This is a genomic window from Flavobacterium cerinum (assembly GCF_024496085.1).
Lineage (GTDB): Bacteria > Bacteroidota > Bacteroidia > Flavobacteriales > Flavobacteriaceae > Flavobacterium > Flavobacterium cerinum_A.
This window is the reverse complement of the sequence record NZ_CP101751.1, coordinates 719,560-746,235: the sequence shown is the minus strand read 5'-3', so window position 1 is coordinate 746,235 and position 26,676 is coordinate 719,560. Positions and strand designations below refer to the sequence as shown.

At 36.9% G+C, this 26,676-nt stretch carries 25 protein-coding genes, 2 tRNA genes and 1 rRNA gene; 24 read left to right on the top strand and 4 right to left on the bottom strand.

The genetic code is table 11. The features are described 5' to 3' along the window. Positions 1–263 precede the first annotated feature (263 nt). The 3 genes from NOX80_RS03480 to NOX80_RS03470 are packed head-to-tail and all read left to right on the top strand — an operon-like array spanning position 264 to position 3,366. Positions 264–1,247 carry a UDP-glucuronic acid decarboxylase family protein gene (locus tag NOX80_RS03480; protein ID WP_256551938.1) on the top strand — a complete coding sequence of 328 codons (984 nt, stop codon included), beginning with the start codon at positions 264–266 and terminating at the stop codon, positions 1,245–1,247. After that, entirely contained in the window at positions 1,247–2,599 is a 1,353-nt protein-coding gene (locus NOX80_RS03475; RefSeq protein ID WP_256551937.1) for an undecaprenyl-phosphate glucose phosphotransferase, read from the top strand. Before NOX80_RS03480 ends, NOX80_RS03475 begins: the two co-directional genes overlap by 1 nt. Beyond that, entirely contained in the window at positions 2,599–3,366 is a 768-nt protein-coding gene (locus NOX80_RS03470; protein ID WP_256551936.1) for a glycosyltransferase family 2 protein, read from the top strand. The genes NOX80_RS03475 and NOX80_RS03470 overlap by 1 nt, the downstream gene beginning before the upstream one ends. Here NOX80_RS03470 and NOX80_RS03465 read toward each other — a convergent pair. Next, complete coding sequence (locus NOX80_RS03465; RefSeq protein ID WP_256551935.1) at positions 3,361–4,671, bottom strand: phenylacetate--CoA ligase family protein; 1,311 nt, start codon at positions 4,669–4,671, stop codon at positions 3,361–3,363. The genes NOX80_RS03470 and NOX80_RS03465 overlap by 6 nt on opposite strands. A gap of 130 nt (positions 4,672–4,801) precedes the next feature. On the opposite strand from NOX80_RS03465, the gene purD reads away from it, so the two are divergent. Next, positions 4,802–6,073, top strand: coding sequence for a phosphoribosylamine--glycine ligase (purD, locus tag NOX80_RS03460; RefSeq protein ID WP_256551934.1), 1,272 nt, complete (start codon positions 4,802–4,804; stop codon positions 6,071–6,073). 2 nt (positions 6,074–6,075) lie between these two features. Here purD and NOX80_RS03455 read toward each other — a convergent pair whose 3' ends face one another. Continuing rightward, positions 6,076–6,306, bottom strand: coding sequence for a DUF6341 family protein (locus NOX80_RS03455; protein ID WP_256551933.1), 231 nt, complete (start codon positions 6,304–6,306; stop codon positions 6,076–6,078). Between the two features lie 48 nt (positions 6,307–6,354). Here NOX80_RS03455 and NOX80_RS03450 point away from each other — a divergent pair, with 48 nt between their 5' ends. Beyond that, positions 6,355–7,287, top strand: a complete 933-nt coding sequence (locus NOX80_RS03450; protein ID WP_256551932.1) for a DUF6427 family protein — start codon at positions 6,355–6,357, stop codon at positions 7,285–7,287. Here the strand turns inward: NOX80_RS03450 and upp are convergent. After that, positions 7,282–7,935 (bottom strand): uracil phosphoribosyltransferase, encoded by a 654-nt coding sequence (upp, locus tag NOX80_RS03445; RefSeq protein WP_256551931.1) that lies wholly within the window; start codon positions 7,933–7,935, stop codon positions 7,282–7,284. The two genes, NOX80_RS03450 and upp, sit on opposite strands and share 6 nt — an antisense overlap. Before the next feature lie 68 nt (positions 7,936–8,003). Between upp and NOX80_RS03440 the strand changes: the two genes are divergently transcribed. Then, the gene (locus tag NOX80_RS03440) at positions 8,004–8,609 is read left to right on the top strand and encodes a DUF4254 domain-containing protein (protein WP_256551930.1); all 606 of its coding nucleotides are present in this window, start codon (positions 8,004–8,006) and stop codon (positions 8,607–8,609) included. 11 nt (positions 8,610–8,620) lie between these two features. Further along, on the top strand, positions 8,621–9,655 hold the full coding sequence (locus NOX80_RS03435; protein ID WP_256551929.1) for a glycosyltransferase family 9 protein: 1,035 nt from the start codon (positions 8,621–8,623) through the stop codon (positions 9,653–9,655). A gap of 63 nt (positions 9,656–9,718) precedes the next feature. Here the strand turns inward: NOX80_RS03435 and NOX80_RS03430 are convergent, their stop codons facing one another. After that, positions 9,719–10,771, bottom strand: a complete 1,053-nt coding sequence (locus NOX80_RS03430; protein ID WP_256551928.1) for a ferredoxin--NADP reductase — start codon at positions 10,769–10,771, stop codon at positions 9,719–9,721. 129 nt (positions 10,772–10,900) lie between these two features. On the opposite strand from NOX80_RS03430, the gene NOX80_RS03425 reads away from it, so the two are divergent. The 17 genes from NOX80_RS03425 to NOX80_RS03345 all read left to right on the top strand — a co-directional run bounded on the left by NOX80_RS03425 (position 10,901) and on the right by NOX80_RS03345 (position 26,650). Further along, positions 10,901–11,236 carry a PadR family transcriptional regulator gene (locus NOX80_RS03425; protein WP_256551927.1) on the top strand — a complete coding sequence of 112 codons (336 nt, stop codon included), beginning with the start codon at positions 10,901–10,903 and terminating at the stop codon, positions 11,234–11,236. 18 nt (positions 11,237–11,254) lie between these two features. After that, positions 11,255–11,980 (top strand): hypothetical protein, encoded by a 726-nt coding sequence (locus NOX80_RS03420; protein WP_256551926.1) that lies wholly within the window; start codon positions 11,255–11,257, stop codon positions 11,978–11,980. A gap of 58 nt (positions 11,981–12,038) precedes the next feature. Then, complete coding sequence (locus tag NOX80_RS03415; RefSeq protein ID WP_256551925.1) at positions 12,039–13,508, top strand: DUF5687 family protein; 1,470 nt, start codon at positions 12,039–12,041, stop codon at positions 13,506–13,508. 25 nt (positions 13,509–13,533) lie between these two features. Beyond that, entirely contained in the window at positions 13,534–14,229 is a 696-nt protein-coding gene (locus NOX80_RS03410) for an ABC transporter ATP-binding protein (RefSeq protein ID WP_256551924.1), read from the top strand. Positions 14,230–14,364: 135 nt separating this feature from the next. Beyond that, positions 14,365–17,025, top strand: a complete 2,661-nt coding sequence (gene porW / locus NOX80_RS03405) for a type IX secretion system periplasmic lipoprotein PorW/SprE (RefSeq protein ID WP_256551923.1) — start codon at positions 14,365–14,367, stop codon at positions 17,023–17,025. A 66-nt stretch (positions 17,026–17,091) separates the two neighbouring features. Then, positions 17,092–17,514, top strand: a complete 423-nt coding sequence (locus NOX80_RS03400; RefSeq protein WP_256551922.1) for a bactofilin family protein — start codon at positions 17,092–17,094, stop codon at positions 17,512–17,514. Beyond that, on the top strand, positions 17,483–17,704 hold the full coding sequence (locus NOX80_RS03395; RefSeq protein ID WP_256551921.1) for an AtpZ/AtpI family protein: 222 nt from the start codon (positions 17,483–17,485) through the stop codon (positions 17,702–17,704). Before NOX80_RS03400 ends, NOX80_RS03395 begins: the two co-directional genes overlap by 32 nt. A gap of 7 nt (positions 17,705–17,711) precedes the next feature. Then, on the top strand, positions 17,712–18,107 hold the full coding sequence (locus NOX80_RS03390) for a hypothetical protein (RefSeq protein ID WP_256551920.1): 396 nt from the start codon (positions 17,712–17,714) through the stop codon (positions 18,105–18,107). Between the two features lie 121 nt (positions 18,108–18,228). Beyond that, the gene (gene atpB, locus NOX80_RS03385) at positions 18,229–19,419 is read left to right on the top strand and encodes a F0F1 ATP synthase subunit A (RefSeq protein WP_256551919.1); all 1,191 of its coding nucleotides are present in this window, start codon (positions 18,229–18,231) and stop codon (positions 19,417–19,419) included. 30 nt (positions 19,420–19,449) lie between these two features. After that, positions 19,450–19,644, top strand: coding sequence for an ATP synthase F0 subunit C (gene atpE / locus NOX80_RS03380; protein WP_136404294.1), 195 nt, complete (start codon positions 19,450–19,452; stop codon positions 19,642–19,644). An 87-nt stretch (positions 19,645–19,731) separates the two neighbouring features. Then, the gene (locus NOX80_RS03375) at positions 19,732–20,232 is read left to right on the top strand and encodes a F0F1 ATP synthase subunit B (RefSeq protein ID WP_256551918.1); all 501 of its coding nucleotides are present in this window, start codon (positions 19,732–19,734) and stop codon (positions 20,230–20,232) included. After that, on the top strand, positions 20,232–20,765 hold the full coding sequence (atpH, locus tag NOX80_RS03370) for an ATP synthase F1 subunit delta (RefSeq protein WP_256552974.1): 534 nt from the start codon (positions 20,232–20,234) through the stop codon (positions 20,763–20,765). Before NOX80_RS03375 ends, atpH begins: the two co-directional genes overlap by 1 nt. A gap of 39 nt (positions 20,766–20,804) precedes the next feature. Then, a complete protein-coding gene (gene atpA, locus NOX80_RS03365) occupies positions 20,805–22,379 on the top strand; it encodes a F0F1 ATP synthase subunit alpha (RefSeq protein WP_256551917.1) in 1,575 nt (524 codons plus the stop codon). A 70-nt stretch (positions 22,380–22,449) separates the two neighbouring features. Then, on the top strand, positions 22,450–23,307 hold the full coding sequence (atpG, locus tag NOX80_RS03360) for an ATP synthase F1 subunit gamma (protein ID WP_256551916.1): 858 nt from the start codon (positions 22,450–22,452) through the stop codon (positions 23,305–23,307). Positions 23,308–24,734: 1,427 nt separating this feature from the next. Beyond that, positions 24,735–26,250: ribosomal RNA gene (locus NOX80_RS03355) — 16S ribosomal RNA — on the top strand. Positions 26,251–26,407: 157 nt separating this feature from the next. Then, positions 26,408–26,481 (top strand) — tRNA-Ile (locus NOX80_RS03350). Positions 26,482–26,576: 95 nt separating this feature from the next. Next, positions 26,577–26,650, top strand: a tRNA-Ala gene (locus tag NOX80_RS03345). Positions 26,651–26,676 lie beyond the last annotated feature (26 nt).

Below are 26,676 nucleotides of genomic sequence, written 5' to 3'. Positions count from 1 at the left end.
TTTTCGTGTTTTTTACAAAGCTTTTCAAACAAAAGCGGGTAAAATCAAGAACAATCCGACAAAAAATAACATTATATCCCAGCTACATCAGCCTTGCATTGCAAATATAATTTTTAGAATGAAATAAAAACAGTTTTATTCTTTTTAATTGAATGTTTCTAATTAACGCGATTTGTACCCAATCGTTAATTCTTGATTTTTGTTAATTTTAACTAAAATCAGACCAAGGTTTTTTTATATATTGCAACCATTAATTGTAGTACATGAAAAGAATATTAATTACAGGCGCAGCAGGGTTTTTAGGATCACATTTATGCGACAGATTTATTGCCGAAGGATACTTTGTGATCGGAATGGATAACCTGATTACGGGAGATTTAAAAAACATTGAGCATTTGTTTAAAAATCCGAATTTTGAATTTTATCACCATGATATCACAAAATTTGTACATGTACCCGGACAATTAGACTATATACTACACTTTGCTTCACCGGCTAGTCCGATCGATTATCTTAAAATTCCAATCCAAACATTAAAAGTAGGTTCATTAGGGACGCATAATCTTTTAGGATTGGCAAGAGTGAAAAAAGCAAGAATTCTAATAGCTTCTACTTCTGAAGTATACGGAGATCCTTTAATACATCCGCAAACGGAAGAATATTACGGAAATGTAAATACAATCGGACCGCGTGGTGTTTATGACGAGGCCAAACGTTTCCAGGAATCAATTACGATGGCGTATCATACATTCCACGGAGTAGAAACCCGTATTGTAAGAATTTTCAATACCTATGGGCCAAGAATGCGTTTAAATGACGGTCGTGTAATTCCGGCATTTATCGGTCAGGCATTGCGAGGAGAAGATCTTACGATTTTTGGTGACGGTTCGCAAACCCGTTCATTCTGTTATGTTGATGATCAGGTGGAAGGAATTTTCAGATTGTTGCATTCCGATTATGCATTGCCGGTTAACATCGGTAATCCGGATGAAATTACAATTAAAGACTTTGCCGATGAGATTATAAAACTAACCGGAACGGAACAAAAAGTCGTGTACCATCCGCTTCCGATTAACGATCCGCTACAACGTCAGCCGGACATTACCAAAGCAAAAGAAATTCTGGGATGGGAACCGAAAGTATCGCGTTCTGAAGGAATGAAAATTACATATGAGTATTTCAAATCTTTGTCAACAGAAGAATTATTAAAAGAAGAACATAAGGATTTTTCTAAATATATATTTTAGTGCGTAAAACTACGGGCCGGTACTCCGGATATATTAGACCTTTTTCCTATCTGCTGGATTTGATTATTATCAATATCCTGTCGCTGTTTTTATTGCCGGAGTCGATAGGACTATTCTATAATGTATTCATCAGTATTGCATGGGTTGTCATTGCATTGAATATCGGTTTTTACGAAGTATATCGTTATACAAAAGCGATTGAGATTTTAGGTAAAATACTAAAACAGTATGTGCTGTTTCTGGTCTTCAGCTTTGCGTATATCGGTTATTTCTCCAAATATTCAGAACCTTCCGAAACAGTAGAATATTCGACTATCGCAATGACGCTCGTCGCGGTTTTTAAATTCGCCGTTTTTTACTTTCTGAAGCGTTTTAGGGTGGTTTTTGGCGGTAACTTCCGTAGGGTAATTATTGTCGGACAAAGTAAAAATGTCTGTCAGCTACAGGATTTTTTTGCTGAAAATCCGGATTATGGCTATAAATTGGAAAAAGTATTCCATTTTGATCAGGATGAATCTGATGAAAGTATCTCAGCCTGTTTTAAATTTGCACTCGACAAAAACATTGACGAGATTTATTGTTCGCTTTCCGATTTGTCCAATACGCAAGTCAATCAATTTGTCGATTTTACAGATAATAATCTTAAACTACTCAAGTTTTTGCCGGACAGTAAAGAAATATTCTCCAGAAATCTGGTTTATGACTACTATGGCTATATACCCATTATTTCAATGCGGAATATCCCATTGGACACGTCATTTAATATGATTGTAAAAAGAGTATTTGATATCTTCTTTTCTTTGTTGATCATTGTCGGGGTGTTATCCTGGTTAACACCATTATTAGCAATACTGATAAAATTGGAGTCAAGAGGACCGGTGTTTTTTAAACAAAAAAGAAACGGTCTTAACTATAAGGAATTTAATTGCTATAAATTCAGATCTATGCGTCCGAATGAAATAGCCGATTTGGAACAGGTTTCTAAAAATGATCCGCGTATTACAAAAATCGGACGATTTATACGTAAAACCAGCATCGACGAATTACCGCAGTTTTTTAATGTAGTATTGGGAGATATGTCGGTTGTAGGACCAAGACCACACATGGTGAGTCATACCGAAATGTATGCCCGAAGTGTTGATAAGTTTATGGTGCGTCATTTTATTAAGCCGGGAATTACAGGATTGGCACAAACAAACGGCTACCGCGGTGAGGTTGAAACCAATTACGATATTATTAACCGGGTTAAATACGACATTTTCTATGTTGAAAACTGGTCGCTTTTATTGGATATAAAAATTATATACCTGACGGTTTATAACGCGATCAAAGGAGACGAAAAAGCATATTGATGGGAAAATCGGTTTCTATAATAACCCCCACATTTAATTCAGCACGCTATATAAGCGAAACTATTACTTCCGTTCAGAATCAGACTTATCAGGATTGGGAAATGCTAATTGTTGATGATTGTTCGACAGATGAAACCACAACGATTGTAGCAGCATTTGCAACTCGGGATAATCGGATTAAACAGTATGCTCTGGAGCGAAATTCAGGAGCAGGTGTAGCAAGAAATTATGCATTAGAGCAAGCATCGGGTCGTTATATTGCTTTTTTGGATGCCGATGATTTATGGAAACCGGAAAAACTGGAAAAACAACTTCATTTTTTAGAACAGAATCAACTTTCGTTTACTTTTTCATTTTACGACTGTATCGATGAAAACGGTGTTTCATTGCGAAAACGAATTAAAGCACCTCAAATAGTAAGTTACCGGCAATTATTCTTCTGTAACTTTATCGGAAACCTGACCGGAATTTATGATACGGATTATTTCGGAAAAATTCCCATTTCCTCTTTTCGGAAAAGACAGGACTGGATCGTTTGGTTAACCATTCTGAAAAAGATAAAAACAGCACGTCCGGTTCCGGAAAGTCTGGCCGTTTACCGGGTGCGAAAAGATTCTATTTCCGCTTCAAAATGGACATTGATAAAACATAACTATCGAATTTACCGCGATTTTCATCAGAAAAATAAAATTCAGGCGTTTTGCTGTATGATCGGTTTTTTATTTACACAATTGGTTATAAAACCACGATATACAGAGCAACTATAACAGCGATTGAAATTGTTTTAGCTTCCCTCTTTTCGAACGGGCTAATGTTGCTTTCCGGTTAAAAATGAAAGTCAGTCCTTTTTCAAGATATAAAGAAATTGCCTCTTCGGTTTTTGTTATTTGTTGCTGACTGAGTTCGGTTGTACTCACATAGTCAATTTCAAAAATATCCGGTTTAACTTGCTTAATGATAAATTCTTTTACGTTACCGTCATCTTCTATAATACTTTTGGTAATGTAATAGAAAGTCAGTCCCGGCGCTTTTTTTCCGCTTGGTAAAACGGCTACATCGTTCGTTCGCCCGATCAGATTTTTTAAAATGGGTTTTTTAGCCGTACTGGATTCGTCCAGTGAACCGATATCACCGATATCATAACGAATAAAAGGATGGGCTTTATTATAAAGTGAAGTAATCACAATACGTCCTTCCTGTCCGTAAGGTAACGGTCGGTTATTGTCATCCAGAATCTCAACAAATAACGTCTCGGAATTGATTTGCCATTCGCCTTCCGGATTTTGAAAAGCAATTAAATCCAGTTCGGAAGCACCGTATTCATTAACAACAGGAATACCGAATTGGGTTTCCAGTAAGCGTTTGTCTTCTTCAAAAAGCATTTCAGAAGTGACCATACAAACCTTGAGTGTCGGACAAATCTCTTTTAATATAATATCCCGTGACTTGAGGAATTTGGCAAACAAAACGATAGAACTCGTATAACCGTTAATATAGTCAAACGAGCTGTTTCGGAATTTTTGCAACACTTTTTCCAAAAAGGAATCCGATAAGTCAAATATCGGAAACCGGTAACGATTGCCCAGAAAATCTTTTAGCCGTTCTTTATAATATCCGATCGATTCCAACGGAATACCATAGAATCGAGCCTGATAAGACGTATTAAAATCAATGCCATACCAGCCGAATCTGTAAAAATAGGAGGCCCACGTAATTGCGTGCGAATACTTGTCTTTTGCGAAAATAAAAGGATCGCCGCTGGATCCCGAAGTTTTATTTACAAACGTATTTTTAATCGTATAGCCTTTCGAAAGCCGATCCTGTAAAGGTTGTTGTAAATCTTTTTTGGTCAGCACCGGTAAATCCGTCCAGTTTGTAAAAGAATCCGATCCGTGAAGGGCACGATAAAAAGAATTGTTTGCCAGATGAAAATGAGCAATTTCCGTTTGTTTGGATGCAATATAGTCCGGATAAGAAACAGCAGGAATTGCCAGTATAGATGCAAATTCCGACTGGGCTTTTTTCATCGGGAAACCACTGATTTTTAAAGAGAAATCGAATAGTCTGAACACAGGTGACAATTTTACCCAAAGTTAGAAAAACAAACTAATCGGAAAGACGTCATTCAAACTTTTTAGCATTAAAATTATAATATCCATTCAAAACAGAGTATTTTTGACCTTTCAAAAAACAACACAACAAATGACAATTTTATTATTAGGATCCGGCGGAAGAGAACATGCTTTGGCCTGGAAAATGTTACAAAGTGAACACTGCTCAAGATTATTGGTTGCACCCGGAAATGCCGGAACAGCAGCAATAGCAGAAAACGTCAACATCAACCCGAACGATTTTGAAACGGTTAAAAACCTCGTTATAACCGAAAAAGTAGAAATGGTAGTGGTAGGACCGGAAGATCCTTTGGTAAAAGGAATTTTCGATTATTTTCAAAATGATGATGTGTTAAAAGATATTCCGGTAATTGGTCCGTCTAAAACAGGAGCACAACTGGAAGGAAGCAAAGAGTTTGCAAAAGAATTCCTTGTAAAATACAATATCCCGACAGCAGCTTATGACAGTTTTACAAAAGAAACAGTTGAAGAAGGGTGTCATTTCCTAACTACATTACAACCGCCATACGTTTTAAAAGCAGATGGATTAGCAGCAGGAAAAGGTGTTTTGATTATTCAGGATCTTGCCGAAGCACAACAGGAATTGCGCAATATGCTGGTAAATGAAAAATTCGGAAGTGCCAGTGCAAAAGTTGTGATTGAAGAGTTCCTGGACGGAATTGAGTTGAGCTGCTTTGTATTGACCGACGGAAAGAATTATAAAATATTACCGACAGCAAAAGATTATAAACGAATCGGAGAAGGCGATACCGGATTAAACACCGGAGGAATGGGCGCTGTTTCACCCGTACCGTTTGCGGATGCCGTTTTAATGGAAAAAATAGAAACCCGTATTGTAAAACCTACAATCGAAGGATTACAACAAGAAGGGATTCCTTATAAAGGATTTGTTTTTATCGGATTGATAAAAGTAGGAGATGAGCCGTATGTGATCGAATATAACGTTCGTATGGGTGATCCGGAAACAGAAGTGGTTATGCCGCGATTACAGTCGGATTTAGTGACCTTATTTAAAGCAGTTGCATCACAGACATTGGATCAGGTTGATTTAGAAATCGATCCGCGTAGTGCAACGACTATTATGGTTGTTTCCGGCGGATATCCGGAAGATTATGAAAAAGGAAAAGTGATTTCCGGATTGGATAAAGTGGACGGATCAATCGTTTTTCATGCCGGAACAGCATTAAACGGAGATCAGGTTGTAACAAACGGTGGCCGAGTTTTGGCAGTAACATCCTATGGAGATACGTTCCCGGAAGCCATAAAAAAATCTTATCAAAATATAGTAGAACTAAATTTTGATAAGATGTATTTTAGAAAAGATATTGGTTTCGACCTTTAATATTATTTTAAGAACGAGTGGGCTGTAGTATCCTGAGCATCCTCACCGCTATCTTTGTGTTTCTTTAATTCTTTAATCCAATACCAGGTAGCACCACAACAGATGATGATGAAAATCCAGTTTAAAAGATTTGCAGCCCACCAGTTTGATAATTCTAAGTTTCGCATCAAATCCATAGGGGCGAAAAGTATGTCTACGAATAAGTACTGTATTCCTTCAAAAAATGCTTTCATTTTTGTTTAAGTATTATATTTACAGTCACAAAAATATAAAATATCTACATGATAGCAAGCCTTTTTAATAAATCTAGACCGTTAAATTATGCGATAATTAGTTTATTACTGGTTTTATTCTACTTTTTATACCTGACCAAGTCTCCGGAATGGACAGAATATTATACAACGGTAATACAAAAAGTAGGCTTGTTACTAATATTGACGGGGTCTTTATTTTTAGTTCGTTTTATTACAAAAAGAAACGGATTGAGTAAAGATAACAGCTACGCGGCATTCTTATTTTTGCTTTTTCATATCCTGTTTCCGTCTGTTTTGGTCAACACGAATATTATCCTGGCGAACTTTTTTATATTATTAGCATTAAGGAGATTAATATCGTTACAATCTTTGATAACACCTAAAGAGAAGATATTTGATGCATCGATATGGATTTTTGTGGCGACATTATTTCATTTCTGGAGTATTCTCTTTTTGATTCTGGTATTCGTATCAATCGTTTTTCACGTGTCAAGAGATTATCGAAACTGGATCATTCCGTTTATTGCCCTTTTTACAGTATTAATTCTTTTTGGAGTGGCTGTTTTAGCGGGAGAGCGAGATTTGCTTTTTATTGTTTTAGACAAAGCCTACATTAGTTTTGATTTTACCTATTTCGAAAATATTTACCAAAATATCGCTTTAGCCATCTTTTCATCGGTAGCGGTATTGTTTTTTGTTACGCAGTTGCTGGCACTTTCAAACCGACCGTTAAACATGCAGTCGTCTTATAAAAAGATTCTGTTTTCTTTTTTATTAGGAGTCGGAATTTATGTGTTGTCAGCGAGTAAAAACAACAGTTTCCTGGCTTTTACCTTTTTTCCGTTAGCAGTAATGGGAACCAATTTTATTGAAAGTCTGGACAATAAATGGGTTAGGGAAAGTGTAATGTACTCCCTGATAGTGATCAGCTTTTTTATCTTTTTTGCTCAGGTATTATAATTTACTGCCGTAAGCAAGATCACCGGCATCACCTAATCCCGGAACGATATAATTTTTAGCATTAAGACCTTCGTCAAGTGCGGCTACCCAAAGATGACAATTGTCCGGCAAGTTATTTTCAAGATATTCAATGCCTTCCGGAGTGGCAATAACCACAGCAATATGGATTTCTTTCGGGGTTTCTTCCGACATTAGTTTTTGGAAAACGGCAACGAGTGACTGACCGGTTGCCAGCATCGGATCGATTAGGATAAGGTTTTTATTTTCAAAAGACGGAGCCGCCTGATATTCGACTTTGATCTCAAAATAATCATCATTATTCGGATGAAAACGCATCGCCGAAACAAAACCGTTTTCAGCATCATCGAAAAAATTCATAAATCCGGTATGCAACGCCAGACCCGCTCTTAAAATGGAACATAAAACCACATTGTCTTCCAACGCTGTTGTCTTTTTTATCCCTAAAGGTGTTTGAACATCAATCTCTTTATAAGTCAAAATCTTGCTTAATTCATACGCCATCACTTCACCGATTCTTTCGATGTTTTTGCGAAAACGCATACTGTCTTTCTGGATGGTTACATCACGGATTTGCGATAAGAAATGATTTAAGATACTATTGTTTTCAGAGATATAATGGATGTGCATTTTCCGGGTAAAATTTGTATTAGTAGGATAAAAGTATAAAAACTATATTTGTAAATAAAATTTAAACTATGTTTTCACAATTTGCCTTCTCGATTTTCGAGGAAAGTATCAACGATTATCACAAATATGATAATGTAGATCAACCGATTAGCAATCCTTATCCGAAAGATAAGATCGAACACTTGTTGTATCTTAAAAACTGGATTGATACGGTACAATGGCATTTTGAAGACATTATCCGTGATCCGCAGATCAATCCGGAAGCCGCTTTGGTTTTAAAAAGAAGAATTGATGCTTCCAATCAGGAAAGAACGGATATGGTTGAATATATCGACAGTTACTTCCTTCAGAAATATGCGGATGTTACGGTAAAACCGACAGCAAAGATCAACTCGGAAAGTCCGGCATGGGCAATCGATCGTTTGTCGATTCTGGCTTTGAAAATTTATCATATGAACGAAGAAGCGAATCGGATAGAAGCATCAGCAGAACACCGTGCAAAATGTCAGGAAAAGCTAAACGTTTTATTAGAACAGAAAAAAGATCTGACTACGGCGATTGATGATTTATTAACCGATATCGAAAACGGTGATAAATACATGAAGGTGTATAAACAGATGAAAATGTATAACGACGAGGAATTGAATCCGGTATTATATCAAAACAAAAAGTAGACATCAGATACATGTCTAAGATCAAACATATTTTAGTAATAAGGCTTTCGGCAATGGGAGATGTGGCTATGGTCGCACCGTTGCTTCGTGCATTTGTTTCACAATATCCGCATGTAAAGATTACGGTTGTATCCCGACCGTTTTTTAAACCTTTTTTTGCTGCCATTCCTAATGTGGTTTTTTTTGATGTCGATTTACATGGACGTCATAAAGGACCAAAAGGATTATTGCGTTTGTTTTTGGACCTGAGAAGGTTAAAAGCCGATGCTGTAGCCGATTTACACAATGCCATCCGATCTAAAGTGATCCGTAAACTGTTCGGTCTGATCGGAAAAAAAGTCGTGTATATGGATAAGGGACGTAAAGAAAAAGAAGCCCTTACCCGAACCGAAAATAAAATATTCCAACCCCTTTTATCTACTTTTGAGCGACATGCACTGGCGTTTAAAAAATTAGGTTTTCCAATCGATTTAAGTCACCCGGTTTTTCCGGCTAAATTGGAATTGAGTGAAATCAGTTTAAATGTAACCGGTCCGAAACAAGGAAAATGGATCGGAATTGCGCCTTTTGCACAATACGACACAAAAATGTATCCGTTAGATCTGATGCAACAGGTTATTGACGAATTGGCAAAGGATGCTACTGTTAAAATATTCCTGTTCGGTGGTGGTCAGGATGAAGTGGATCATTTGGAGACGATGAAAAAAGAGCATCCGAATGTTATCGTAATTGCCGGGAAATTGAAATTACAACAGGAAATGGAAGTTATCAGTAACCTGGACATTATGGTCAGTATGGATTCCGGAAACGGACACATTGCGGCGATGTTAGGAGTGAAAGTAATTACGATATGGGGAGCAACCCATCCGTATGCCGGTTTTACACCGTTTAACCAACCATTGGAAAATTCATTAATACCGGATCGGGAAAAATATCCGTTGTTACCTACTTCGGTTTATGGAAACAAAATAATAGAAGGCTATGAAGATGTTATGCGAACGATAACACCCGAAAGCATTATCCGAAAAATAAAATCATTTATCTGACAGGTTTCAAAACCTGTCAGATATAAAAAGAAACGCCCTTCTTAGAAGGGCGTTTCTTTTATATTATACGTCATCATAATCGACATAAAGTTCATCAGAAGTCGGATGGGCCTGACAAGTCAGGATTAATCCTTCAGCGATTTCACGGTCGGTTAGGATCGAATTCTTTTTCATTTCAGCCGATCCGTTTGTGATTCGCGCCAAACAACTGCTGCAAATACCACCTTGACAGGAATACGGAGCATCGATTCCCTGTTTTAGAGCCGCTTCTAATACGGTCTGTTTCTGCGCCATTTCAAAAGTGGTTTCTTCATCGTCAACCAAAACTGTAATTTTAGTATGGCCGCCTAATGTTTTTTCAATTTTGGTCTCATTTGAAGAAGTTGAAAAAAGTTCGAACTTAATGTCTTTTTCGGCTACATTACTCTCTTTTAAAACACCGCTTACGGTAGCGATCATTTCTTCCGGTCCGCACAAATAGTATTTGGCAAAAGAAAGAGAAGCGTGTTTGTTTTTTACCACAAAGTTGACTGTAGAACGTTCAATTCGTCCGAAAAGGGAATCGTCAACTTTCGCTTGACTAAACACATAGTGTATGAAAAAACGACCTACATATTGTTGTTGTAAATCATGTAAATTTTTATAAAAAATCGTATCCTCCGGAGATTTGTTTCCGTAAACAAGAACAAAAGTACTGTTCGGTTCATTCTCCAATACCGATTGAATAATCGCCATAACCGGTGTAATACCGCTACCCGCAGCAAATGCAGCATAACTACGTTGATTGTCCGGTTTCGGCTCGAATGTGAATTTTCCTTCCGGAACACCCACTTCTATTGTGTCACCCGCTTTCAGCTTTTCATTAGCATAAGTAGAAAAAGAACCATCCGGAACCGCTTTAACAGCGATACGTAATTCACCGCTATTAGGAGAGGAACAAATAGAATACGCCCTGCGGATTTCTTTTCCGTCCTGTGAATATTTTAAATTTAAATACTGACCTGCGATAAACCGGTACTCCGATTGTAAGGATTCCGGAACATCAAATAAAACAGAAACCGCCTTTGCTGTCTCTCTTCGAACTTCTTTTACTGTTAATGCGTGAAATGTTGACATGGTATGTTTGTTTGCTACAAATGTACTAAACCTTAACCCGTTTCGTAAAGCTTATGATAAAAAATAATACATAATATTTATATGCATAAAAATCTTATGTATATATTTGTTTTTGAAACAAAACAGCAGATGAAAAATTCACAATTATATAAAGGAAGCCTTACGACAATAATTATGAGACTGTTAGAAGACAACGGAAGAATGTACGGCTATGAAATAACGCAAAAGGTAAAACAGATTACCGACGGCGAATTACAAGTAACCGAAGGAGCACTTTATCCGGCTTTGCATAAACTGGAAGCGGAAGGCTTTTTAGAAGTTGAAGTGGAAAACGCCGGAAACCGACTGCGAAAATATTATAAGCTTACGGAAAGCGGTGAAAAAGAAACGGTCAACCGACTGGCTGAGTTGGAAGCCTTTATTCGAAATATGCAGGCTTTAGTGAAACCGAATTTAGAATTTTAAAAAGGCTAATAAAATCAGATGAAAAATACAAAAGCTGAAATAAGAGTCGTGAATGAAGCCGAAATCGAAAAGCTTTACGCCTTTACCGACAAACATTATATTCCCTATTATGATCTACAGACTGAACTGGTTGACCATTTAGCGAATGCAATCGAAGCACAATGGGCAATTAATCCGGAACTTTCTTTTGATGAAGCCTTGCAGATTGAATTTAAAAAGTTCGGCATTTTTGGATTTACTACGATTCTGGAACAACGACAGGCAGCACTCACAAAATACTATTGGGGAAAAATTTTTAGTGGCTATTTTACATTCTTTCGCTTTCCGAAAATTGTATTACTACTTATTATGACCGGAGTACTCTATCGGACACTGTTACTGAGCAGTTATAATAATTATATTATTCTGACTTTGTTTGCTATGATGGGTTGTCTGGAGATCGTAACAGCATTTAGATGGCAGGTCAAAATTCGGCAGCAACAAAAAGTGACGGGAAAAAAATGGTTGTTGCACAGTATTATACGAAACATATATATTATGATTCCGGTTATAATGTTTGGGAATAGTTTGAATTTTTTATATAAAATTGCTGTAAACGGAACTTACGGCCATTGGCAGATCTTAATTTTTACATTTATAATAATACTTCTTGGTTTTTTGGAATATGTAAGAATATTCAAAATGCCGCAGCTGATTGAAAAGGAAACGGATAAAACGATTAAAAGTCATCAGATCGTAAAATAATTTGTAACAAAAGCAAAAAACCTGCATCTAACTTTATAACTAATCAACCGAAAAACTCATGTTAAAACACTTTATTACCCTGGAATGGAAATCTTTTGTCCGGTCGGCATCGTTCGGTTCGAGCATGGTCATCAAGATTTTTATGATGTTAGGAGCCTTGTATTTTATTGCGCTTTTTTTAGTGATGGGAGCAGGAGCCTATTATTTACTCGAAGAGCAAAACCTGAAACCGTTTTCCATCATCAATACTTTTCTTATTTATTATTTGTTTATGGATATCTTAATGCGGTTCTTTTTACAGAAAGCACCCGTGATGAATATTAAACCGTTAATGTTTATCAACATCCGGAAAAACAGTATTGTGAATTATGGATTAGGAAAAACAGCCTTATCTTTTTTTAACCTGGTTCACTTGTTTTTCTTTATTCCGTTTACGATTGTCCTTATAATAGAAGGTTTTACACCGCTTAATGCTATTTGCTGGTTATTCGGAATGGTATGTCTAATCTTTGTGAATAACTACCTTAACGTTTTGATCAATAAAAACGACTACTTTTTTTACGGTATTGCAGCGTTAATTGTTTTGGTCGGTGTTACGCAATATTATGCTGTTTTTGATCTGACGTCTTATACCGCCCGATTTTTTAACGGATTATACAATATGCCGTGGATGGTTGTAACACCATTGATGCTTTTGATAGGTTTGTATTCCTTTACGTTCCGATATTTTAAAAAGAACCTGTATCTCGATGCCGGTTTAGCGGTAAAACACGAAGTAGCCAAAACAGAAGAGCTTACCTGGTTAAACCAGTTCGGAACATTAGGGACCTTTCTTAAAAATGACATTAAATTATTAAAACGAAACAAACGTTCTCGCACAACCATTATTATGAGTGTTTTGTTCCTTTTCTACGGATTGCTGTTTTTTACAAAAAGTATTGAAGCGTATCAGGCGCCGCTTTGGCAAATTTTTGCTGCCATATTCGTAACGGGTGGTTTTCTGTTGAATTTCGGACAGTTTGTTCCGAGTTGGGATAGTGCTTATTATCCGCTAATGATGAGTCAGAATATCAAATACCGGGATTATTTAAGTTCAAAATGGTGGTTAATGGTAATTGCAACCATAATCTCAACTTTATTGGCTTCGTTTTATCTGTATTTCGGTATCGAAGTTTATTTGGCTATTCTTGTTGGTGCTATTTATAATTTAGGCGTTAATGCGCATGTCGTACTTTGGGCCGGAGCTTATATCAAAACACCGATTGATTTATCGTCGAGTAAAAATGCCTTCGGAGACAAACAGGCCTTTAATGTTAAAACGTTCTTACTGGCCTTGCCGAAAATTGTAATACCGCTTCTTTTATATGGTATAGGATATTATACTTTGGGAGCCAATTTCGGATTTGCATTGGTAGCCGCTGCCGGAGTTGCCGGATTTGCTTTCCGTAATAAAGTGTTTTCAATTATCGAAAAGACTTACAAAACGGAGAAGTATAAAACATTGGCGGCATACAAGCAAAAAAACTAACACCAACTATTAAAAAGACATACATATGATACAAGTTACCAATCTGTCAAAAACATATAACGGAACCACCGTATTAAATATAGAAAACCTGGAAATCAAAAAAGGAGAAAGCTTTGGATTAGTGGGGAATAACGGAGCCGGAAAAACAACTTTTTTTAGCCTTTTACTGGATTTGATCCAGCCTACAACCGGACATATCGTTAGTAATAACGTACAAATTAATCTAAGTGAAAACTGGAAACCGTTCACCGCTGCTTTTTTGGATGAAAGTTTTTTAATCGGTTATCTGACACCGGAAGAATATTTTTATTTTATCGGTGAATTACGCGGACAAAACAAAGCGGATGTAGATGCTTTGCTACGCGAACACGAAGATTTTTTCAACGGAGAAATCCTGAATAATAAAAAATATTTACGTGATCTTTCAAAAGGAAACCAGAAAAAAGTGGGAATTATCGCAACATTGATCGGAAATCCGGAAGTGATTATTTTGGACGAACCGTTTGCTAATCTCGATCCTACCACACAGATACGATTGAAAAAAATTATCAAAAAACTGGCCGATAATCCCAATGTAACGGTATTGGTTTCGAGCCATGACTTACTGCATACCATTGAAGTGAGTGACCGAATCGTTGCTTTGGAAAAAGGACAAATTGTAAAAGATATTCACACGAATGAAGAGACGCTGAAAGAACTTGAAACATTCTTTGCCGTATAAATTAATATCCCTCCTTAGTGAGGGATATTCTTTTTTTAGGATCAAATTTTCCCCATATCAAAAAGAAACGTATTTTTACCTCTCTTTATACTAAAAAAAGAAATTGGAAGTTAAAGAACTAAAAACGTTTTTATATTGAAAACCAATCTGTTTAAATACGCATTAAGCGTTGGGCTTTTCCTTTTTTTGCTGGCTTGTTCCACAAAGAAAAACTCATTTGTAAGACGAAACTACCACGCGGTTACTACCGAATATAATATTTTGTATAACGGAGGCATTGCTTTCGATAAAGGAGTAGAAGAACTAAAAGGGACATATAAGGACAACTTTTGGGAAACACTGCCGGTTGAAAGAATGCAGGATGCTGAAGCCGGAACACTTCCCGGTCAGGCTAAAAATGCCAATTTTGACCGAGCGGAAACCAAAGCCATCAAAGCCATCCAAAAGCACTCGATGTATATAGAAGGCGGAGAAAAAAACCCGCAAATAGATGAAGCGCACCTTTTATTAGGGAAAGCACGATATTATGATAACCGCTTTATCCCGGCTCTTGAAGCATTTAACTATATCCTTTATAAATATTCGAACAGCGATAAAATTTATGAAGCTAAAGTATGGCGGGAAAAAACGAATATCCGTTTGGAAAATGAAGTTTTAGCCATTAAAAACTTAAAAAAACTTTTAGAAGACCAGAAATTAAAAGGACAGGTTCAGGCTGATGCCAATGCTATTTTGGCGCAGGCTTATATGAATTTGGGATCGATTGACAGCGCACTGGTTAATTTAAAAGAAGCAAAAGACCTTACCAAACACAATGAAGAAAAAGCTCGTTACCATTTTATTATCGGGCAATTGTATGAAAGTCTGAATTATCCTGACAGTGCTTACGCTTCTTTCCAGTCGGTTATTGATATGAAAAGAAGATCGCCGCGTCGTTATGTAATTCAGGCACATGCAAAACAGGCTCAGCAGTTTGATTCTAAAAAAGGCGATACACTGGCTTTCCTTGAAAAATTCCACAAATTGGCAGAAGACCGTGAAAACCGCCCGTATCTGGATGTAATCAATCATCAGATGGCGTTATTCTATGATAAAGAAGGAAATAAAAAACAGGCAAAAAAATACTATAACAAATCGTTGCGATCAGGATCACAGGATAATTACTTGATGGCATCCAATTATCGTAACCTGGCTGAAATCAATTTTGATGATGCTAAATATTTGGTTGCAGGACAATATTATGACAGTACAATGTCAAAATTAAATCCGAAAACAAGGGAGTTTATAGCAATCAAAAAGAAAAGAGAAAATCTGAACGATGTAATTAAATACGAAGGTATCGCACGAGTTAATGATAGTATTCTATATGTTACAGCGCTAAATCCGAATGAGCAACGTAACTACTATGAAGAGTATATCGCAAAACTGAAAATAGAAGAAGCGAAGCGAGCGTTAGAAGCTGAAAAAATGAAAACCATGGCTGAGAACAGTGGCTTTTCGGATCCGAGTACACCCGGCGTTGGCTCTAATGCTGCTACAAAAAGTGAAATGATGCAATCGCGTCAAATGCCGCCGGAAGCTTCTGAAACGACAAGCCCGAAACAAAGCGGACTTACAAATGCCGGAAGCATACCGGCCGGAAGCAGTACGTTTTATTTTTACAATCAATCAACGGTAGCTTTCGGAAGAACCGAATTTAAAAAGAAATGGGGTAACCGACCGTTAAAAGATAACTGGCGTTGGTCAACACAGGATATTATTGAAAAAGGAAACGATAATAATTCGGATGCAGTTGCCGTAGCCGATGAAAATCCAAAAGACAAAGCCGAAGACGAGCGTTTTACACCGGATTATTATATCAAGCAATTACCAACCGACCAGAAAGTATTGGATAGCTTGGCTAAAGAGCGCAATTTTGCCTATTTCCAATTGGGAACAATTTATAAGGAGAAGTTTAAAGAATATAAATTAGCAGCATCCCGTCTGGAAAAATTATTGGTGAACAAACCGGAAGAAAGACTGGTATTGCCGGCGAAGTATAATCTTTTCAAAATTTATGAAATTATCGATCCGGCAAAAGCAGCTGTAATGAAGCAACAAATCATCAGTGAATACCCGGATAGCCGTTATGCGCAGATATTATTAAACAATTTGTCGGAAAGCACAATTGCAGGAAGCCCGGAAGAGGTCTATAATAAATTGTTTAAACAATTCGAAAAAGACGAACTCCAGGATGTATTGGCACAGTTGGATCCGGTTATCGAGAATTTCAACGGAGAAGAAATGGTTCCGAAGTTCGAATTATTAAAAGCAAGCGTAATCGGAAGGTTAAAAGGACTGGAAGAATATAAAAAAGCATTGAATTTTGTAGCCTTAAATTATCCGAATGCAGAAGAAGGAAAAAAAGCAGAAGCTTTGCTTAAAGCCGACATTCCGAAATTGGAAAAACTGGAATTAGGAAAAGAAAGCCCGGCCAGCTGGAAAATTGTTTTCCAGGTTCCTTACCCGAATGCAAACGATGCTAAAACCAAAGCACTTACTGAAAAACTTAAAAAGTATGTTGCCGATCGTAACAGCAACAAAATCACGTTGTCTAACGATGTGTATACAGCGGATAAAAGTTTTGTAATTGTACACGGTTTTAATAGTAAAGAAGCAGCGCTTTCAACGATAAGTGTGTTAAAAGATTTTAAAGGGTATAAAGTGTCTGAAAATGCATTTGTAATTTCGAATGAGGATTATAAAGTAGTTCAGATCAAAAAAAATCTGGAAGCATTTCTGGCAACCCTTAAATAACTTTTAAAAAGAAACGGATAACAGTCGCAGTTTTATTATTCCTGTGACTTTTAAAGAAATAGTGACATGTTTGAAAAACAACAGAAAAAGTCGTATACCGATTTATTAGGAAAAACAAATCGAATAGTTGAAGGAACAATAATTAAAGGTGATATTATTTCGCAGGCGGATTTCAGACTTGACGGAAGCCTGATCGGAAATTTTAACTCAAAAGGACGACTGGTTATCGGACCGGCCGGAAGTGTAACCGGAGATATTCAATGCAAAACAGCCGATATCGAAGGAAAATTCGATGGTAAAATCGAAGTAACCGATATATTAAGTATCAAGTCAAAAGCTTCAATCAAAGGAGAAGTTATCGTCGGTAAACTGGCAGTAGAACCCGGCGCTGATTTTAGTGCAAGTTGTATTATGCAACCGGAAGCCGGAACAAAAGCAAACCTAACACCAACAAATAATGAATCAGGATCAGGAGAGAAAAACGCGTAACAAATGGTTAGCATTGATTAATATCCCGTTTCAAATGGGAATTATAATCTTTGCTTTTGCGTTTTTAGGAAACTGGCTTGACGAAAAATACCCTAATCCAAAAGACCTGTATGTAAAAATACTCACATTGTTGGGCGTTTTTATTGCACTATATAATGTGATCCGACAGGTAAATCAGTTAAATAAATAAAATAAATATGAGCAGGAAAAAATATGCTGTAATTCTTCGTTTATTTCAAATCGCACCAATCATAGCACTGCTGCATATCCTTATTTTTAAATTCAGTATTTCGGACACGGTTTACAAAGAATTTCAGTACCCGCTTTACGGCGTGTATCTGTTCTTTTTTATTCTTTCATTAGCAATAATGTTGTTTTTAATCCGGATAAAGGAAACAAAACCGGAACAAATAGGCTTCGTATTTTTAGTGCTTATCACCATTAAATTTGCGTTAAGCTATGTCTTTTTAATGCCCGTACTGGAGCAAGGTACAGCCGGTGCATATATAGAGAAAGTAAACTTTTTTGTGATTTTTATTATTTTTTTGGCAGTAGAAGTGTTTTTAACATCAAGATTATTAAACGATAAGTAACAGATGTGCTTAAAATTCATAAATACAATAAAAAATAATACCAATCATCTTGAAATATTAATTAAAAATGTACCTTTGCACCAAATTTAAGGACCGTAAAAATTAAGATATTTAATAAGGTATGGTGATTTCAAAAAAACCTGTCAGAATTATTCTAGCGACTTTTGCAGGGCTGTTGTCTACAATAGCTTTAGCAAACCCGGTAGTAGATACTACACATGCACAAACAGCAGTGGCGCACGAAGCCCATGCAACAACTGAAGTTGCACACAATGAAGCTTCTCACGGAGACGAGCATGAAGCTCAGGATCCAAAAGACAAAGTAACGGCTTATATTGAACACCATTTACAGGATTCGCATGATTTTGTCTTCTTTTCAGATGAGAAAGAAGGTAAACATTACGGATTCTCATTGCCGGTTATTTTAATCGATAACGGTTTGAAAATTTTCTCTTCTTCGAAATTACACCATGGAGAATCAGTTGCTGAAGTAGACGGTAACTATTACAAATTATACCACGGTAAAATTTATAAAACCGATGCTGCCGGAACTATTAGTTACGATGAGCATCACCACCCAACCAATTTAAAACCATTAGATTTTTCGATCACTAAGAATGTAATGTCTATGTTGTTTGTATCGATCATATTGTTTCTGATGTTTACAGGATTGGCAAAATCATACAAAAAAGGCGCAATTCCAACAGGATTCGGACGTGTATTAGAACCATTGATTCTTTTTATCCGTGATGAAATCGCTATCCCGAATATCGGTGAGAAAAAATACAGAAAATATATGGGTTACCTGTTAACGGTATTCTTCTTTATCTGGTTGTTAAACCTTTTAGGAATGACACCACTTGGAATTAACGTAACCGGAAATATTGCAGTAACAGTATGTTTAGCGTTGTTTACGTATTTCATTACACAATTCAGTGCAAACAAAGATTATTGGGGTCACATTTTCTGGATGCCGGGTGTTCCGGTTCCGATGAAAATCATCTTGATGCCAATTGAAATCTTAGGAACATTGACTAAACCATTTGCGCTATTAATCCGTTTGTTTGCTAACATTACAGCGGGTCACGTAGTAATTATGAGTTTGATTGCAATGATCTTTGTTGGTAAAAACATTTATGCAGATATGCCAATCTCTTTAGGGTTAACTTTGTTTATCTCGGTTATTGAGATTTTAGTAGCATTTTTACAGGCATTTATCTTTACAATGTTGTCATCATTATTTATCGGAATGGCAGTTCAGGATCACCACCATGATGAACACGGACATGATAAAGAAAATGTAATTATTTAATTTAGAAGTTTAATTTTTTAATATATACTTATGGGAAGTCTTAATTTAATCGGAGCTGGTTTAGTAGTAATCGGTGCAGGTTTAGGTTTAGGTAAAATCGGTGGATCTGCAATGGATGCTATTGCTCGTCAACCAGAAGCTGCTGGAAAAATTCAAACAGCGATGATTATTATCGCTGCTTTATTAGAAGGTTTAGCATTCGCTGCTTTAATCTTAGGAAAATAATAAAGAACAAGACAATACCTGTAACGGTTGGTTGCAGGTGTTGTTTTATTTAGTAAGAAAAAATTAAATCATAATATATTCATTATAATGGAGAAATTAATTAACGATTTTTCATTCGGTTTATTCTTTTGGCAAGCCCTTATCTTATTAGTATTAATTTTACTTTTGGTAAAATTTGCATGGAAACCAATCATGGAGTCAATCACAGCTCGTGAAGAGGGAATTAGAAACGCTATTGCTTCTGCAGAAAATGCGAAAAAAGAAATGCAAAACCTAAAAGCAGATAATGAAAAATTATTAGCTGAAGCAAGAGCAGAAAGAGATACAATGATCAAAGAAGCTCGTGAGATCAAAGATAAAATGATCGCTGATGCAAAAGCAGAAGCTCAAGCTCAGGGTGATAAAATGATCGAGCAGGCTAAAGCTACAATTAATGGCGAGAAAAACGCTGCAATGGTAGAATTGAAAAACCATGTGTCGTCTTTATCTTTAGAGATTGCTGAGAAATTATTAAAAGAAGAACTAGCTAACAAAGATTCTCAAACTAAATTAGTTGAGAAAATGTTAGATGACGTAAAATTAAATTAATCGTTATGGCAAGAGCAGCGATTAGATATGCAAAAGCAATTTTAGATATTGCCAACTCAAACGGTCAGGCCGCTACGGTGAACAACGATATGAAATCGATTGTTACTGCAGTAGAAGAAAGTAAGGAGTTAAAGAATTTTTTAGCGAGCCCGGTAATTAAGGCCGATGTAAAAATTGCAGCTTTATCTGAAATATTTGCTTCTGTTCAGTCAGAAACAAAAGGATTATTCCGTTTACTTTTGGAAAACAAAAGATTTGAGATCTTGTCGGAAGTGGCAGCTCAATACATCGCATTATTTGATGAGATGAACGGAATTGAAGTAGTAAAAGTAACAACTGCTTTCCCTATCACAGCTGAATTAGAAACAAAAGTATTGGCAAAAATCAAAGAATTTTCCAATAAAACCATCACATTAGTGAATACAGTAGATCCGTCGATCATCGGAGGATTTGTTTTACGAATGGGTGACAAACAATACAATGCTTCAATAGCAAACAGATTAAGAGAATTAAGAAGAGAACTAAGTAATTAATATTTACCACACTGAAAAGTGTTTAAATTATAAATCAAGATGGCAGAAATTAAGCCTGCTGAAATTTCAGCAATATTAAAGAAACAATTATCTGGTTTTGAATCAGGAGCCACTTTAGAAGAAGTGGGAACAGTTCTTCAAGTGGGTGACGGTATCGCCCGAGTTTATGGTTTATCTAATGCACAATACGGTGAGTTAGTGCAGTTTGAAAACGGGTTAGAGGCAATTGTGTTGAACCTTGAAGAAGATAATGTAGGTGTGGTATTATTAGGTCCGTCTACTGGAATTAAAGAAGGATCAACTGTAAAAAGAACACAACGTATTGCTTCATTAAAAGTAGGTGAAGAAATGGTAGGTCGTGTTGTTAACACATTAGGTTTCCCAATCGACGGTAAAGGACCAATCGGTGGTGATCTTTATGAGATGCCATTAGAAAGAAAAGCTCCTGGAGTTATCTTCCGTCAACCGGTAACAGAACCGTTACAAACAGGTATCAAATCAATTGATGCGATGATCCCGGTTGGACGTGGACAACGTGAGTTGGTTATTGGTGACCGTCAAACAGGTAAAACAACTGTTTGTATCGATACCATCTTAAATCAAAAAGAATTTTATGATGCTGGAAAACCAGTATTCTGTATATATGTGGCTGTAGGACAAAAAGCGTCTACAGTTGCTGGAATTGCTAAAACATTAGAAGAAAAAGGAGCAATGGCTTATACGGTTATCGTAGCAGCAAATGCTTCTGATCCGGCTCCGATGCAGGTTTATGCTCCTTTCGCAGGTGCAGCAATCGGTGAATATTTCCGTGATACAGGTCGTCCTGCTCTAATCGTTTATGATGATTTATCAAAACAAGCTGTAGCTTACCGTGAGGTATCGTTATTATTACGTCGTCCACCAGGACGTGAGGCGTACCCTGGAGACGTTTTCTACCTTCACTCAAGATTATTAGAGCGTGCTGCTAAAGTTATTGCTGATGATAGTATCGCTAAAAATATGAACGATTTACCGGAGTCTTTAAGACCAATCGTTAAAGGTGGTGGTTCATTAACAGCTTTACCGATCATTGAAACACAAGCTGGTGACGTTTCTGCGTATATCCCGACTAACGTAATTTCGATTACTGACGGTCAGATCTTCTTAGAGTCAGATTTATTCAACTCTGGGGTTCGTCCGGCGATCAACGTAGGTATCTCTGTATCTCGTGTAGGAGGTAACGCACAGATTAAATCAATGAAAAAAGTATCCGGTACATTAAAATTAGACCAGGCACAATTCCGTGAATTAGAAGCATTCGCGAAATTCGGTTCTGATTTGGATGCGGTAACATTAAACGTAATCGAAAAAGGTAGACGTAACGTTGAAATCCTTAAACAGGCAGTAAACGATCCGTTCAAAGTAGAAGATCAGGTTGCGATTATTTATGCAGGAACTAAAAACTTATTAAGAAATGTTCCGGTAGCGAAAGTAAAAGAATTCGAGAAAGATTATTTAGAGTTCTTAAAAGCAAAACATAAAGATACTCTTGATGCTTTAAAAGCAGGTAAATTCACAGATGAAATTACTGACGTTTTAGAAAAAGTAGCTAAAGAAGTTTCTGCAAAATATTAATAATTAGATAGTCTGAAAATCTGAAGGTCGAAATCTTCAGATTTCAGATTGTTTTATTTCAAATCGACAAATGGCAAATTTAAAGGAAATACGTAATAGGATTACTTCAGTTTCATCTACGATGCAAATCACATCGGCGATGAAAATGGTATCTGCTGCAAAGCTGAAAAAAGCACAGGATGCAATTACAGCAATGCGCCCTTATGCCGAAAAATTAACGGAGTTAATACAAAATTTAAGTGCATCACTTGAAGGTGATGCTGCTGGAAAATTTGCTGAGCAACGCGAAGTGAATAAAGTATTAATTGTTGTAATTACATCAAACAGAGGTCTTTGTGGTGCTTTTAATGCTAACGTAATTAAGCAGGTTAAAGTTCTAACAGATGCATATGCCGGAAAGAAAATCGATGTAGTTACGGTTGGTAAAAAAGGTAACGACGTTCTTAAAAAAACCAATAATGTTATCGATAATCAAAGTGCTATTTTTGATCACTTAGCTTTCGAAAATGTAGCTACATTGGCTGAAGAGTTAATGAATAAATTTGTTGCCGGTGATTATGATAAAATTGAGTTGGTATACAACCAGTTTAAAAATGCAGCAACTCAGGTAGTTGTTACAGAACAATTTTTACCGTTAGCGCCAATTGAAGGTGCTGAAACAGTTTCATCTGATTATATTTTTGAACCTTCAAAAGAAGAAATCGTGTTAACATTGATTCCAAAATCATTGAAAACACAATTATACAAAGCGATCAGAGATTCATTCGCTGCTGAACACGGTGCACGTATGACAGCAATGCATAAAGCAACCGATAATGCAACAGCTTTAAGAAATCAGTTAAAACTTACTTATAATAAAGCACGTCAGGCTGCTATTACAAACGAAATCCTTGAAATCGTTGGTGGAGCCGAAGCTTTAAAGAACTAATTAAGATTCCAACTCGTTCAAAATATCTAACCGCAGAATTTTCTGCGGTTTTTTTGTTTATATATTTCATAGCATTATACCTGTCAGGTCTTCAAGTCCTGACAGGTATTTTCCATAGATTTTATTATATATAAGAGTATACATCTTGAGAGTAAGGAAGAAGATATTCTTGTTTTTTAATATTACATTTAAATGGTTGTCCTTATAGATATGTTGTTGTTATTTTCCCTCAGAAAATTTTCGAAATAGGACGTGAGAAATTTGAAAAGGAAAAGATGTTCTGGCGATTTAGAAATTATCTGGTCAGATTTTCAAATCAACAATATTTCTAAAATCACGAAGTGTTTCCTCTATATATACGTAGAAAGTTTTCTTTTTCCCGGAAAGCTTTTCAGTCAACTCCGATTCACGTATAAAAAATTAAAACTATGGAAATATAAGTTGTTCCTGATATTAAATTTTGAATTTAAAAAGATTTCCAAATTACGGAAATCATACTCTTAGTATATAGTAACCCTTTCTTTTTATCTGAACACTTTTCAATTTTGGTACTGTTTTATTTTTTTTAAATGAAAAGATAAAACCAGAACTTCTGTAATAAGAGATGTACCGAAATCTTAAAAATATAGATGTCAAATTTTAAATTTGAAATTCTGTTTTAAAAATTTCGAATTACTCTTTCTATATATTATGTAAATACCGGGCTCTTTTATTTAATTTTTTTAGCTCGGTTCAGATTTGAGTTTAATAAAATAAAAATTAGGAAAAAAAATTACGCTCATTTTGATGGTTACCTAAAAAAATGATATCTTTTTATTGCTTATTTTTTAGTGATTATAACTCTTTTTTCATTTTTCTTTCTTCTTTTTTCGGCATGATTAGCATTAAAAACCGTTATATATATAGGAGAAGCTCTCTTTTCTCTTTCTTCTTTTCTCTTAGCTCTTATGATTGCAGAAAAAAAGGATTAGTATTAACAAATGGTAATGAGGGAGTTAAAAAATAGTTTTAAAAAAAGGTTTAATAAAGTTTGCGAAATCGGAAAAAGGTTCTAGTTTTGCAGCCGCAATAAGGAAGTTCATTGAGAGTTAGCAGCAGATTGGAAATTGACTAAGGAATAGAAAAAAAGTCAAAAAAAGATTTGCGAGAAACAAAAAAGCGAATTATCTTTGCAGCCCGCAAAACAGGGAAGTTCTTAAAGATATTGGGTAAGAAAAACGAAGAAAATTTTTTCAAAAAAACTTCAAAAAAATCTTGCACAGTTTTAAAAAAGTTTCTACTTTTGCAGCCGCTAACCGAGAGAGGTTAGTTGGAAAAAGAGAATGACACGTTCATAGACATATTGGATTGACAGCATACAAAGAGAGAGTAAGATTTTTCGAGTATAAAAAATTAGACCTGAGAATTATCGACAATATTAAAAATATACGATGAAGAGTTTGATCCTGGCTCAGGATGAACGCTAGCGGCAGGCCTAACACATGCAAGTCGAGGGGTAGGATTAGCTTGCTAATCTGAGACCGGCGCACGGGTGCGTAACGCGTATGCAATCTACCTTGTACAGAGGGATAGCCCAGAGAAATTTGGATTAATACCTCATAGTGTTTTAGAGTGGCCTCACTTTATTACTAAAGTTCCAACGGTACAAGATGAGCATGCGTCCCATTAGCTAGTTGGTGTGGTAACGGCATACCAAGGCAATGATGGGTAGGGGTCCTGAGAGGGAGATCCCCCACACTGGTACTGAGACACGGACCAGACTCCTACGGGAGGCAGCAGTGAGGAATATTGGACAATGGGCGCAAGCCTGATCCAGCCATGCCGCGTGCAGGATGAAGCATCTATGGTGTGTAAACTGCTTTTATACAGGAAGAAACCCTACCACGTGTGGTAGATTGACGGTACTGTAGGAATAAGGATCGGCTAACTCCGTGCCAGCAGCCGCGGTAATACGGAGGATCCAAGCGTTATCCGGAATCATTGGGTTTAAAGGGTCCGTAGGCGGTTTTGTAAGTCAGTGGTGAAATCTGGTCGCTTAACGATCAAACGGCCATTGATACTGCAGGACTTGAATTACCAGGAAGTAACTAGAATATGTAGTGTAGCGGTGAAATGCTTAGATATTACATGGAATACCAATTGCGAAGGCAGGTTACTACTGGTTTATTGACGCTGATGGACGAAAGCGTGGGGAGCGAACAGGATTAGATACCCTGGTAGTCCACGCCGTAAACGATGGATACTAGCTGTTGGGCGCAAGCTCAGTGGCTAAGCGAAAGTGATAAGTATCCCACCTGGGGAGTACGAACGCAAGTTTGAAACTCAAAGGAATTGACGGGGGCCCGCACAAGCGGTGGAGCATGTGGTTTAATTCGATGATACGCGAGGAACCTTACCAGGGCTTAAATGTAGAGTGACAGATTTGGAAACAGATTTTTCTTCGGACACTTTACAAGGTGCTGCATGGTTGTCGTCAGCTCGTGCCGTGAGGTGTCAGGTTAAGTCCTATAACGAGCGCAACCCCTGTTGTTAGTTGCCAGCGAGTGATGTCGGGAACTCTAACGAGACTGCCGGTGCAAACCGTGAGGAAGGTGGGGATGACGTCAAATCATCACGGCCCTTACGTCCTGGGCTACACACGTGCTACAATGGCCGGTACAGAGAGCAGCCACTGGGCGACCAGGAGCGAATCTATAAAACCGGTCACAGTTCGGATCGGAGTCTGCAACTCGACTCCGTGAAGCTGGAATCGCTAGTAATCGGATATCAGCCATGATCCGGTGAATACGTTCCCGGGCCTTGTACACACCGCCCGTCAAGCCATGGAAGCTGGGGGTACCTGAAGTCGGTGACCGCAAGGAGCTGCCTAGGGTAAAACTAGTAACTGGGGCTAAGTCGTAACAAGGTAGCCGTACCGGAAGGTGCGGCTGGAACACCTCCTTTCTAGAGAAAGATAAGCATCAGGTTTATGATACAAGAGATTTTACTCTCGCTGTTAGTTCAAAAAAAAGAAAAGTAAAAAGAGTTTAAACTATTTTTAGAGGAAAATGTGAGTTTTAATTTAAAATTCAGCATTTAAAATTTAAAATACGTTAAAAATAGTCTCGTAGCTCAGCTGGTTAGAGTACTACACTGATAATGTAGGGGTCGGCAGTTCGAGTCTGCCCGGGACTACAACTTTTACTTAGAAGGAAATTCTGGAAGTTGGGATTTGGATTAAGGGTTATTAATTCAAAATTCGAAATTCAACATTCAAAATAAGAAAGAATGGGGGATTAGCTCAGCTGGCTAGAGCGCCTGCCTTGCACGCAGGAGGTCATCGGTTCGACTCCGATATTCTCCACGATTCCATAATAATGGAAAATAGTT